General features: G+C 41.8%; 10 protein-coding genes. All 10 read left to right on the top strand.

What is annotated here, in order from left to right; genetic code table 11:
• Positions 1 to 187: 187 nt before the first annotated feature.
• Positions 188 to 1,240 (top strand): FecCD family ABC transporter permease, encoded by a 1,053-nt coding sequence (locus tag NSS92_RS17835; protein ID WP_065215170.1) that lies wholly within the window; start codon positions 188 to 190, stop codon positions 1,238 to 1,240.
• Positions 1,241 to 2,263 carry a FecCD family ABC transporter permease gene (locus tag NSS92_RS17840; protein ID WP_267586631.1) on the top strand — a complete coding sequence of 341 codons (1,023 nt, stop codon included), beginning with the start codon at positions 1,241 to 1,243 and terminating at the stop codon, positions 2,261 to 2,263.
• Between the two features lie 20 nt (positions 2,264 to 2,283).
• On the top strand, positions 2,284 to 3,099 hold the full coding sequence (locus tag NSS92_RS17845; protein ID WP_267586630.1) for an ABC transporter ATP-binding protein: 816 nt from the start codon (positions 2,284 to 2,286) through the stop codon (positions 3,097 to 3,099).
• Between the two features lie 175 nt (positions 3,100 to 3,274).
• Positions 3,275 to 3,997 (top strand): response regulator transcription factor, encoded by a 723-nt coding sequence (locus tag NSS92_RS17850; RefSeq protein WP_095409550.1) that lies wholly within the window; start codon positions 3,275 to 3,277, stop codon positions 3,995 to 3,997.
• A 3-nt stretch (positions 3,998 to 4,000) separates the two neighbouring features.
• Positions 4,001 to 5,755 (top strand): HAMP domain-containing sensor histidine kinase, encoded by a 1,755-nt coding sequence (locus NSS92_RS17855; protein WP_340869703.1) that lies wholly within the window; start codon positions 4,001 to 4,003, stop codon positions 5,753 to 5,755.
• A 135-nt stretch (positions 5,756 to 5,890) separates the two neighbouring features.
• Positions 5,891 to 7,327 (top strand): glucuronate isomerase, encoded by a 1,437-nt coding sequence (uxaC, locus tag NSS92_RS17860; RefSeq protein WP_340869705.1) that lies wholly within the window; start codon positions 5,891 to 5,893, stop codon positions 7,325 to 7,327.
• A 57-nt stretch (positions 7,328 to 7,384) separates the two neighbouring features.
• Positions 7,385 to 8,395, top strand: a complete 1,011-nt coding sequence (locus NSS92_RS17865) for a LacI family DNA-binding transcriptional regulator (protein ID WP_324290828.1) — start codon at positions 7,385 to 7,387, stop codon at positions 8,393 to 8,395.
• A gap of 57 nt (positions 8,396 to 8,452) precedes the next feature.
• Positions 8,453 to 9,910, top strand: a complete 1,458-nt coding sequence (locus tag NSS92_RS17870) for a tagaturonate reductase (protein WP_340869708.1) — start codon at positions 8,453 to 8,455, stop codon at positions 9,908 to 9,910.
• Positions 9,907 to 11,400 carry a UxaA family hydrolase gene (locus tag NSS92_RS17875; RefSeq protein WP_340869711.1) on the top strand — a complete coding sequence of 498 codons (1,494 nt, stop codon included), beginning with the start codon at positions 9,907 to 9,909 and terminating at the stop codon, positions 11,398 to 11,400. Before NSS92_RS17870 ends, NSS92_RS17875 begins: the two co-directional genes overlap by 4 nt.
• A 20-nt stretch (positions 11,401 to 11,420) precedes the next feature.
• Complete coding sequence (locus NSS92_RS17880) at positions 11,421 to 12,809, top strand: glycoside hydrolase family 28 protein (RefSeq protein ID WP_340869713.1); 1,389 nt, start codon at positions 11,421 to 11,423, stop codon at positions 12,807 to 12,809.
• Positions 12,810 to 12,812 lie beyond the last annotated feature (3 nt).

Here is a 12,812-nt window from a genome sequence, read left to right on the forward strand (position 1 = left end):
AAAAATGCATCGGCTAATTTAGAACCAAAAGAAAAATGATGAAATTCTCACAGTTTTTTGCGGAAAATAAAGAAATTTATCAGAACAGTGATTTCAAAAAGAAAAGAAAGTGATATACTAGACTTCGAGATTGATAATCATTATCACTAATAGAGAATAGACATGAACGGAAAGGAAGAGACTGGTTTTGGGCTCACAATCGAATAAACAGCTGCCAGCCAGAGATGATACGATCGATATTGTCACGAAGCCCTTTGGAACAGCAGCTGTTATCATCATAGGAATGATCGCTTTAGCATTTGGTCTTTTTTTATCAGTATCATTAGGAGCGGCAAACATTCATCTACAGACTGTATGGGAAGCCGTTTTTCATTTTGATCCACATCAAACTTCACATCAAATCATTCGGGAATTGAGGCTGCCGCGTACAGTTGGAGCTGCCCTCGTTGGTGCCTTTTTAGCCGTATCAGGTGCCATTATGCAAGGAATGACAAGAAATGCGCTTGCGTCACCTGAAATTATGGGTGTGACAAATGGCTCCGCATTTGCAATTGCCATTGCATTAGCATTTTTCCCTGGCCAATCTTCTTTCACATTAATTCTTTGGTCATTTGTTGGAGCCGCACTCGGTGCCTCTATTGTATTTGGTGTCGGTACTATGTCAAAAGGGGGACTGACCCCGGTAAAGCTCGCACTAGCTGGTACGGCGGTTGGAGCACTTTTGAGCTCCATCTCCTCAGCCATTGCCATTCGTTTTGACGTCGCTCAAGATATGAGCTTTTGGTATGCTGGCGGAGTGGCAGGTGTGAATTGGAGCAACATTCATATCATCATTCCAGTTGCCATTGCAGGACTAATCATTGCAATGATCCTTGCCCGTTCGATCACGGTTTTGAGCTTAGGTGAAGAACTGGCGAAAGGGCTTGGACAGTATACAAAAACGGTCAAGGTGCTTGGTATCGTGGTTGTTATCCTTTTAACGGGTGCTGCCGTGTCAGTAGCAGGCTCTATTGGTTTTATCGGGCTTGTGATCCCTCATGTGACTCGATTCTTGGTCGGAGTGGACTATCGATGGATTATCCCATGCTCCGCTATTTTAGGGGCCACTTTGTTAATTTATGCAGACATTGCTGCACGGCTGGTCAACGCTCCGTTTGAAACGCCAGTCGGTGCCATTACGGCGATTATAGGCGTTCCTTTCTTCTTATATTTAGCTAGACGTGAAAGGAGCGGAATTTAAATGGAATTGGTGCAGCAAGCAAAGAAAAAGAAATATCAACGAACGATGCTCATGATCTTTTTCATGATCGTAGCTGTGTTCCTCATTAGTTTAAATACCGGAGAAATTCGTATCTCTCCGATGGATACATTGAAAACACTTTTTGGATTCGGAAGTGAAATGGATGAGCTCGTATTATTCGAGTTCAGGCTTCCAAGAATGGTCATCGCTTTACTTGTCGGCGCTTCTATCGCTGTATCAGGAGCGATTTGGCAAGGTGTTTCGCAAAATGGTTTAGCTGACCCAGGTATTCTCGGTGTCAATGCCGGTGCTGGCTTTGCCGTTGTGCTATTTATCTTTGCATTTCAAGGCACGATGACGAATTTAGGTGATTTTACGATTTTTGTACTGCCGCTTTTCGCGTTCGTAGGCGCAGGCTTTGCTGCATTTCTCATCTATGTGTTAGCGTGGAAAAAGGGCATCACACCTGTGCGGTTGATTTTAACTGGTATTGGTGTTAATGCTGCGTTTTCAGCAGCGATTGTGGTCATTCAATTGAAGATGAGCCCAAATGATTTTAACCAAGCCATCGTGTGGTTATCTGGAAGCATTTATGGCTCGAGCTGGACGTATGTCCTGTCTGTTCTGCCATGGATGCTGATTTTCCTTATATTAGCGCTTGTCAGATCACGCTACTTAAATATCATGAATTTGGGTGATCAGCTGTCCTATGGATTGGGCATTTCTGTTCATAAAGAAAGAAGCCTTCTCATGCTGATTGCCGTTGCATTAGCAGGTGCGAGTGTTGCTGTTGCAGGTAGTATCTCTTTCCTAGGATTAGCCGCACCGCATTTGGCGAGAAAGCTTGTTGGGCCAAAGCACCAAGGAATGATACCGGCCTCCGCGTTAATTGGCGCGCTGTTATTATTACTGGCAGATACACTTGGCCGCGTCATCCTTGCACCATCAGAAGTGCCAGTTGGCCTTGTCGTTTCTGCTTTAGGCGCACCTTACTTCATTTACTTATTGATGAAATCGAACTAATGAGGAAGGAGAGACAACATATGAAATCACTCGAAACAGAAAAGCTTTGTATCGGTTATCAAGACCGTTTGATTGTAGAAGATTTGAATGTCAGTATCCCAAAAGGCAAGGTGACAACACTGATTGGACCGAATGGCTGCGGGAAATCAACCATTTTAAAAACGATGTCTCGTATTATGAAGGCCAATCGAGGAGCTGTTTACTTAAATGGCAAGGCTATCCATGAGACGCCGACAAAAGAAATTTCAAAACAAATGGCGATCTTACCGCAAACGCCCGAAGCACCAAGTGGATTGACAGTGTATGAGCTCGTGTCATATGGACGTTTCCCGCATCAAAATGGGTTTGGCCGTTTATCAAATGAAGATAAACGAATCATTAGGTGGGCACTTGAGGAAACGGGAATGATTGCTTTTCATGATCGGCCAATTGAAGCACTTTCCGGTGGACAGCGTCAGCGTGTATGGATTGCGATGGCACTTGCCCAGGAAACAGAGCTGCTCCTATTAGATGAACCTACGACGTATTTGGATCTTGCACATCAGCTCGAGATTCTTCAACTGTTAGAACGCTTAAATAGAGAGCAGGGCCGAACGGTGTTGATGGTCATTCATGATTTGAATCATGCGGCGCGTTTTTCACATTACATGATTGCCCTCAATCAAGGGAAAGTCATAAAAGACGGTACGCCGCATGAGGTCATGACCAAAGAGGTACTCAGTCGGGTATTCCATATTGATGCAGAAATTGTGCTTGATCCTAGAACGAATAAACCGATTTGTTTAACATATGACCTAATGAATCATGAACGAAAGCTAGAAGCTGTGAATGGATAATAGATGTAAAGGAACCCGGTGCAGCTGCCGGGTTTTTTTGCGTGTTTGAAAATTCCTGGTGCTGCCATTTTCTCCAGTTGATATTTTTTCGCTTTTATGTAGAAAAGAGGTACTTTTTTACTTTAGACAATGGTAATATACGGTTAGAGATCATAGCTAGAAAGGAAAGAGATGCGTGGAAACAGCAAAAATATTGATTGCAGATGACGAAGAAGCAATTGTAAAAATGGTTGAACGCGTATTAAAAAAAGAAGGATTCAAGCATATTTATAAAGCCTACCATGCAGATGAAGCATTAGATGTTGTCAAAAACGAGGATATCCACCTTTTACTTCTAGATGTGATGATGCCCGGTAAGTCTGGCTTTGACGTTCTGCCTGAAATCAGAAAATTAACGAAAGCGCCCATTTTCTATTTAACTGCAAGAACGTCTGATGTCGATAAACTGACGGGCTTTGCGCAGGGGGCAGACGATTACATCACCAAGCCATTTAACCCGCTTGAGCTAGTGGCTAGAATTAAGGCTCACCTAAACCGAACATATATCTCCTTACAGGAGGAGCAAGAAGATACTCAAAGCCAATATCATTATGCCCATTTCTCCTATCATCCTCATGCAGCCGAATTGAAAGTAAGAGGAGAGGTGACGGCATGTTCTGCTCAGCTTCTTTCTTTGCTGAAGTACTTTTGTGACCATCCGAATGTAGTTCTCTCAAAAGATCAAATCTATGAGAAAGTATGGGGCGTCCCATCATATGGTGATAACAACACCGTCATGGTTCATATTCGAAAGCTGAGAGAAAAGATCGAATTAGATCCGAGTCAGCCAGAATATATTGTGACGATCCGTGGTATGGGATATAAATTTATACCGCACCCTGCAAAGGTCCTTCAATAATTTATGAATTTACGAGCAAAACTTTTCTTTCACTTTGTCGGACAAATGTTTATTGTGATTGCCATTTTGATGATTGGGAATACGTTTTCTGAGAACTTATATTTAAATAAATACTACAAGAACATGACCGAAACTGGTTTAACAAAAGCTGATGGAGATACACTCATGAGCTGGCTTTATTTTAACGAGGATGGAAAAATGGAAGCCGACGATCAGCTCAAGCAAGCCGTAAAAAAACGAGACGGCTGGCTGCAAGTAATTGATTCGAAAAAGAAAAACGTTTATAGTTATCATCGCCCTAAAACCATTCCAACATCCTATCAAAAGGATGAAATGATCAAGATCTTTGAAAAGAGACAATTTAAAGATTACAAGATGTACTTCTGGCCAATTGAGATTGATCAAGAAAGCTTTATTGTGTTATATGGGTTCAAAACGAACAGTACAAAGGTAGCCAATTATCTGAAGCAGCACGAGAAAAATTTGGCTGCACTATCTCAATATTCGGTTGAAACAAAAGAATTCTTGAAGAGAATGAATGGATCGGTGCATTTGTTCAATGACGAAGGTAAATATTTGAAAGGTATTCGAGCCAACACTGATTTGAAACATAACGTAACAGATGTTGAACTGCTCAAGTATCAATCGAAACCTTGGGAGTTTAGAAGTGATCTGACTTATATGAAAGTGAATAAAAACCTGTATATTATTGTTTCGGTACCAAATAAAGTATACAGCCCGGACGAACTTTACGATAAAGAGACAGACGCTTTAAATCAATATACAACTATCTTAAATGCAGGTCTTGCACTCACTATTATTATTGTCATGACATCATGGTATTCGTACCGCTATGGACTGCCAATTTATCACATTATTCGCTGGCTGATTTTCTTATCAAGAAATAAATTGCAGGAACCAACAAATAGAAAGGGAGTTCCAGTCAGTAAAAATAAAAAAGGCCGTATTAAACGGGAATACCGATTATTTGAGGATATCCTAAAAACAATGGATCAGCTTACACTTACATTAAAAGAGAATGAAGCAAACCGAAGAAAAATTCAAACCACAAGGGAAGAATGGATTGCAGGATTGTCTCATGATTTGAAAACGCCTCTAAGTACGATTTACGGCTATGGACTCATGCTTGAATCTAATCAATATCAATGGTCCAAGGAAGAAGTCATAGAAATGGGACAGGTGATTCGTGAGAAATCAGAATACATGTCGACATTGATTGAGGATTTAAACCTCACGTACCGATTGAAGAATGGTGCTTTGCCTATTAATCGGAAACCGGTTGAACTCAGTGAATTTTTAGCTTCCATTATGGACGAGTTTTCAAGAAGCTCCTCATCTGAGGATTATCCATGCTCCTTTGAAGATCAAACAGATGGTGTCATATTTGAGATCGATAAAGCATGGTTCAGACGCGTGATTGAGAACCTGCTGGCGAATGCAGTGAAGCATAACGAAAAAGGCACTCATATTACAGCTGTTTTATCTGAAACAAATGAAGAAGTTCGGATCGAAATGAAAGACAATGGCCGCGGAATGGCACAGGAAACGGTGGATCACCTATTTAACCGCTATTACAGAGGGACAAATACAAATGATCCAACGAACGGAACAGGACTCGGGCTTGCGATAGCAAAAGAGCTTGTCTTGCTGCATGACGGTGATATTCAAGTTGAAAGTGAACTAGGCACTGGAACAACTATTGCGATTATCCTAAAAAAATCATCACCTGTAAAATAGCCAAAAAACGATTTTCTTTTCTAAAGGAGATCGTTTTTTCCTGTTTTAGGATTGAAATCAACTTTGTAAACGATTACAATAAAATTGTTAACGTGAACAAATTATTTTTATCTATAAGAGAGATGGGGGAGTTTGATGAAAGCCTTTTTAGATGATCAGTTTTTACTCAACAGTCAAACGGCGGAAAAGCTATACCATGAGTTTGCTAAGGACCTTCCAATTATAGATTACCATTGTCATTTAAGCCCCAAAGAAATCTATGAAAATAAAACCTTCCATAATATCACCGAAGCATGGCTTTACGGAGATCATTACAAATGGCGTGCCATGAGAGCAAACGGTATACCCGAATCACACGTCACAGGGGATGCCTCAGACTATGAGAAATTTCTGGCGTGGGCGAAGACCGTTCCCATGACCATTGGAAATCCGCTCTATCACTGGACTCATTTAGAGCTGAGACGATATTTTGGAGTTGAAGAACTTTTAAACGAAAAAACCGCACACATCATCTGGCAGAAAGTAAATGAAAAGCTGCAAGGAGAGGGTTTTGGTGCAAGAGACTTTATTGTGAAATCGAACGTTGAAACAGTCGTGACAACAGATGATCCAGTCGATTCGCTTTACTATCATCAAAAACTGCGGGAAGAAGGATTCACTGTGCAAGTGCTGCCTGGCTTTCGGCCTGATAAGGCACTCGATATAACGAATCATCTATTTGCAGCGTATGTTCACGAACTGGCAGAGGCTTCATCTACTTCAATACAATCCTATCAAGACTTTTTGACAGCACTCCTCGCAAGAATTGATTTTTTCCATGAACAGGGCTGCCTGATCTCAGATCATGCTATTAACGAAATGACGTTTGAAGAAACGACGAAAGAAGAAGTGGAAGCCATCTTTCATAAAAGAATGTCTGGGCATTCTTTGACGGAAAAAGAGAAGATCAAATTTAAAACACAAACATTCATTCAGCTAGGTCAGGCTTACTATGAGCGGGGCTGGGCGATGCAGCTTCATATCAATGCGCTTAGGAACAACAATACGAAAATGTTTGAGCGGCTTGGACCAGATACTGGGTATGATGCGATGAATGATGAAGACATTGCCAAGCCGCTTTGCCGAATATTGGATCGTTTAGAACAAGAACAGGCACTGCCAAAAACCATTCTCTATTCCTTGAATCCTAGGGATAATGTTGTGATTTCAACATTGGCTGGAAGCTTTCAAGACGGGATGACACCTGGGAAGATCCAGCACGGCACAGCTTGGTGGTTTAATGATACGAAACAAGGAATGACAGAGCAGATGATGGCTCTATCCAGTATTGGACTGATCAGCCGTTTCATTGGGATGCTGACAGATTCTCGAAGCTTTCTTTCGTATACAAGGCATGAATATTTTCGAAGACTGCTTTGCGATATCATCGGAGATTGGGTAGAAAAAGGAGAAGCCCCTTATGATCTTGAGCTGTTAGGGGGAATCGTGAAAGGAATCAGCTATGAAAATGCCAGGCAGTATTTCCAATTTGACCGGGCAAAGCAGCTCCCGCATCCAAACAGAATGACATGAAGAAAATGAAAGCGGTTTTATGATAAGATGGTAAAAAATCATAAAAGGCGGAATAGCATGACAGTCACAATTAAAGACATAGCAAAATTGGCAAACGTCTCTCATACCACGGTATCAAGGGCTTTGAATAACAGTCCTTTTATTAAGGAGAAGACAAAACAAAAGATTTTGTCGATTGCAAAACAGCTGAATTATTCACCGAATGTCCATGCGAGAGGCCTTGTATCACAAAAATCATTTACAATCGGTCTGTTTTTTACGAGTTTAACAGAAGGCACATCTTCAAGCTTCTTTGTGGATGCGTTAAAAGGTGTCAATAGCGTCATGACAGAGTATTATAATCTCTTTGTAAGAGGAATTGACGACTTTCACGATTACACAACCATTCATAAACAACGCTACGATGGCATTTTGCTCATGAGTCAAAGCGAGCACGATGAAGCGTTTATCCATCATGTGAAGAAACAGGGCATTCCCATTATTGTGTTGAATCGCCGTGTAGAAAGTCATGAGGTCATGAATATATTAGCAGATGATAGTCAAGGAGCTTATCAGGCTGCACATCATTTCATTCAGCAAGGTCATGAACAAATCGCCATCATTGAAGGAAAAGAAGGCTTTAAATCAACTCAAGAAAGAAAAGCTGGTTTCCTGCAAGCGTTAATTGATCACCAAATACCTATGAAGAAAGAATATATGATGAAAGGCGACTATCACATGAAAAGCGGCTATGAATCAATGGAATCGCTGCTGGCCCTTGATGATCCGCCAACAGCGCTCTTTTGCTCAAACGATGACATGGCGATTGGTGCAATGAATGCTTTATTTGCAAAAGGCAAAACGTGTCCAGGTGATATTTCTATTATTGGTTTTGATGATATTGCCTTTTCATCCTATACCACACCTGCATTGACAACGGTGAAAAAACCGATTGAAAAAATGTGTGCACTTGGAGCAGAAGCTATCCTTTCAGTGATAAACGGTGAAGAGCAAGAAGAAGATCATATGGAAAAAGTGTATGTCCACACAGAGCTGATGATTAGAGATTCAGTCAAACAGGTGCAGTAATCAGCACCTGTTTAGAAAAATGTTCACGTGTGCATAAAGCGGAGAGGGGAATCCATTTTGAACCGATTATCAAAAGCCATATACCCGGCACCTGAGTATCCCGAAACAATTTTGCAGATTGGCGAAGGAAATTTTATGCGAGGATTTATCAATTGGCACATCCAGAAGCTGAACGACTGCACAGATTTTAAAGGAAGAGCGGTTGTTGTTCCTCCTCGAAAAGGATCGGTAGCAGCCTTAAATGAACAAGACGGATTGTACACATTATGTATTCAAGGATATCATGACCAGCAAGAAATGAATGAACGTATGATCATCCAATCGATTAGCAGAGGAATTAGTACGTATACGGATTACGAGGAATTTTTACACGTAGCGGAAAACCCGGATCTCCGCTTCGTCTTCTCAAACACGACGGAGGCAGGACTTGTGCTCAGAAAGGAGGACCGTTTGGAGGATCGGCCGCAAGCCAGTTTTCCAGGAAAGCTGACAGCGTTTTTGTATCACCGGTTTAAAGCATTTGCTGGAGATGAGCAGAAAGGTCTGATCATTCTGCCTTGTGAATTAGTTGAACAAAATGGTGATCGATTGAAGGAATATGTGATCGGTATGGCAGCTGAGTGGGAACTGCCGCCTGCGTTTATTACATGGATTAAGGAAGCCAGCACGTTTTGTAATACGCTTGTGGACCGGATTGTTCCTGGATTCTCTAAGGAAGCGGCTGACATCGTACAAAAGGAAGAAGGGTATATCGACGAATTGCTTGTCACGGCAGAATATTACCATCTTTTTGTCATTGAAGCGCCTGCCTTCGTGCAAAAAGAGCTCCCTTTTCAAGAAGCAGGATTAAATGTACTTTTTGTAGAGGATATTGCGCCTTATCGAATGAGCAAGGTACGAATTTTAAATGGTGCACATACGGCGATGGTGCCGATTGCCTACTCATGCGGCATAGAAACTGTAAAAGAAGCTGTGGATGATGAGCATGTTGGTCCGTTCGTCCGGCGTATGCTGGAGGAGGAAGTACTTCCAGGGCTTGAACTCCCCGCAGATGAGCTTCTTCTTTATACACAATCCGTTTGGGATCGTTTTTGCAATCCATTTGTAAAGCATCAATTGCTGGATATTGCGCTGAATGGGGTATCCAAATTCCGAACCCGTAATCTTCCGTCGTTGCTTGATTATGTCGAGCAAAAGAAACAGCTGCCAATGAAACTTGTGTTTTCACTTAGCAGTCTCATCTATTTTTACAGAGCACATGCAGAAAGGGTAAAGGATGATGAGACTGTGCTCACACTCATGAAGGAAGCATGGGAAGAGGCTAACCATTCCAATGAAGGGGTTGCAGCGAAAATTCTTTCATGCGAGTCATTATGGGGCAGAGATTTAACGGATGTAAATGGATTGAGTCAAGCTGTAGCTGATCAGCTTACCCTCATAAAGACGCATGGGATGAGAGCGGCTGTTCATCGAATGATGCTTCATCAATATGAAAGTCAGGGGGAGAAGGCATGAAAGACTTTATTGTCATCCACCCTTCAGATAATGTCGGTATTGCTATAAAAGAACTGGAGCAAGGGGAGGAGCTACAGCATCAAGGACATACGATTATCTTAAAAGAGACCGTTGCCAAAGGTCATAAGTTTGCATTGGCTGATATCAAGCAAAGAGAGAATATCATCAAATATGGCTATCCCATTGGTCATGCAGTGACTGTAATTTCTGCTGGAGAATGGGTGCATACGCATAATATCAAAACCAATCTATCTGGCAAGCTCGAATACGAATACCAGCCTTCATTATCAGAAAATCCCTATGAAAAAATGAATCTTACATTTAAAGGATATAAACGAAAAAATGGCGAAAGCGGAATTCGTAATGAGCTTTGGATTGTTCCTACTGTTGGATGCGTGAATGGCATCGCAGATCAAATGATCAAAATATTCACTGCTGAAATGGGTGGAAACATCCATCCTTTTGAAACAGCCCTCGTATTAAAACACAATTATGGCTGCTCACAGCTTGGGGACGATCATGAAAATACCAAAACCATTTTACAAAATGCGGTGAAGCATCCTAACGCTGGAGGAGTACTCGTTCTTGGGCTTGGGTGTGAAAACAATGACATTGAGGATTTTCAGGCCACATTAGGTGAATATGACCGTACGAGAGTGAAATTTTTAAGAAGCCAAGAAGTAGGAGATGAGATTGAGACGGGAGTCGCTTTACTCAAGGAAATTTATGATGCGGCGAAAGAAGATCATCGTGAAGATATTCCGTTATCTGAGCTGAAAATCGGTTTGAAGTGCGGAGGATCAGATGGATTCTCTGGTATTACCGCAAACCCGCTTTTAGGCAGACTGTCGGATTTTCTTGTCGCGCAAGGCGGAACAACTGTGCTGACAGAAGTGCCCGAAATGTTTGGTGCTGAAACGATTTTAATGGAGAGAGCAGCATCAGAAACGACTTTCGACAATATTGTGCAAATGATCAATGACTTTAAACAATACTTCTTGGATCATCGACAGCCGGTATATGAAAATCCTTCCCCGGGAAATAAAGCCGGTGGAATTTCGACATTAGAGGATAAATCTCTTGGCTGTACACAAAAAGCAGGTACTTCTGATATTAAAGATGTATTGAAATATGGAGAGCTGCTGAAACAAAAGGGATTGAACCTATTAAGTGCACCTGGTAATGATTTGGTTGCTTCATCTGCACTGGCTGCTTCCGGTTGTCAAATGGTCCTGTTTACAACAGGCAGAGGGACACCATTTGGTACGTTTGTGCCAACGATGAAGATCTCGACCAATACAGCTTTATATGAAACAAAAAAGCACTGGATTGACTTTAATGCTGGAGAACTGCTTGAAGATGTACCGGAAGATGTTGTGTTAGAAAAATTCATTTCAACTGTCATTGATGTGGCGAGCGGGAAGCTGTTAAATCATGAAAAAAACAATTTTAGAGAGCTGGCTATTTTCAAAACAGGTGTCACACTTTAAGTCGACTGGGGGATGAGTAAGTGTCTAAAAAACGGGATTTGATGTATATCACAGCAGGAACGGTACTAACTGGAGTCGGAATTGCTCGTTTAGCAAAGCAAGGGAAGAAAAATAAAAAAGCAAATGGAATCGATCAAGTGCTTAAGCAGATAAAAGCGCCGCTGTTCCCAGATCGTGAATTGAATGTAGTGCATTATGGAGCAGATGCGGAAGGGGCAGAGCTTTCTACTAACGCCATTCAGTCTGCCATCGATGATGCGCATCGGTTGAAAGGGGGACGGGTGCTGATCCCAGCAGGGACGTTTGTGACAGGTGCTTTAGAATTGAAAAGCAATGTAGAACTTCATCTGCATGAGAAAGCCTATGTGACATTCAGCCAAGACCCAAAGGATTATCTGCCTCTTGTACTGACAAGATATGAAGGGGTTGAGCTTTATAATTATTCACCTCTCATTTATGCACACCATGCAGAAAACATCGCTATTACGGGAGCAGGAACGCTTGATGGCAGAGGTGATGAACATCATTGGTGGCCTTGGAAATATGGAACAAATGGCCAGCCCTCTCAGGATCGGGATCGTCAGCTCTTGTTTGAAATGGCGGAAAAGAGAATACCGGTAGAAGAAAGGGTATTTGGAGAAGGCCATTATTTAAGATCGAGCTTTATTCAGCCATACCAATGTCAGCATATTCTAATCGAAGGTGTGACAGTGAAGGATTCACCGATGTGGCAAATTCATCCTGTGTTAAGTGATAACGTCATCGTCCGCGGCGTTAAAATCATTGGGCATGGACCAAACACAGATGGTGTCAATCCGGAGTCTTGCCGGAATGTACTCATTGAAGATTGTTATTTTGATAACGGAGATGATTGTATAGCCATCAAATCGGGCAGAAACGAGGATGGACGAAGAATAGGGATTCCATCTGAAAACATCGTCATTCGTAGAAATGAGATGCGGGATGGACACGGCGGTGTGACGATCGGAAGCGAAATCTCTGGCGGCGTAAGGTATGTTTATGCAGAAAATAATGTAATGGACAGTCCGAACCTTGACCGGGCACTGCGTATCAAAACCAACTCTGTCAGAGGCGGTACCATTGAACATATTTATTTTAAAAACAATACAGTCAAAAGTCTAAAGCATGAAGTGGTCTGTATCGACATGATGTATGAGGAAGGAGATGCTGGTCCGCATCGTCCTGTTGTGCGTCATATTGAAGTAGAAGGGCTCAAAAGCAGCGGCGGACGATATGGTGTGAAAATAGCCGCATACGCACATTCTCCTGTTACTCATTTTAAAATGAAAGATTGTGTCATAGATGATGTTTCGTATCCCTTATCATTAGAGCATGCTGTTTCGCCTGCTTTTCAGAAAGTCGTTATCAATGGAGAACAAATCAATTAGTAG

This window comes from Bacillus sp. FSL M8-0166 (genome assembly GCF_038008825.1).
In the GTDB taxonomy this organism is placed as follows: Bacteria; Bacillota; Bacilli; order Bacillales; family Bacillaceae; genus Bacillus; species Bacillus safensis.

What these genes read in the sequence shown, in the direction of transcription:
- NSS92_RS17865 (WP_324290828.1), top strand. Translation starts at nt 7,385, where the DNA reads ATGACAGTCACAATTAAAGACATAGCAAAATTGGCAAACGTCTCTCAT.
- uxaC (WP_340869705.1), top strand. Translation starts at nt 5,891, where the DNA reads ATGAAAGCCTTTTTAGATGATCAGTTTTTACTCAACAGTCAAACGGCG.
- NSS92_RS17840 (WP_267586631.1), top strand. Translation starts at nt 1,241, where the DNA reads ATGGAATTGGTGCAGCAAGCAAAGAAAAAGAAATATCAACGAACGATG.
- NSS92_RS17855 (WP_340869703.1), top strand. Translation starts at nt 4,001, where the DNA reads ATGAATTTACGAGCAAAACTTTTCTTTCACTTTGTCGGACAAATGTTT.
- NSS92_RS17845 (WP_267586630.1), top strand. Translation starts at nt 2,284, where the DNA reads ATGAAATCACTCGAAACAGAAAAGCTTTGTATCGGTTATCAAGACCGT.
- NSS92_RS17875 (WP_340869711.1), top strand. Translation starts at nt 9,907, where the DNA reads ATGAAAGACTTTATTGTCATCCACCCTTCAGATAATGTCGGTATTGCT.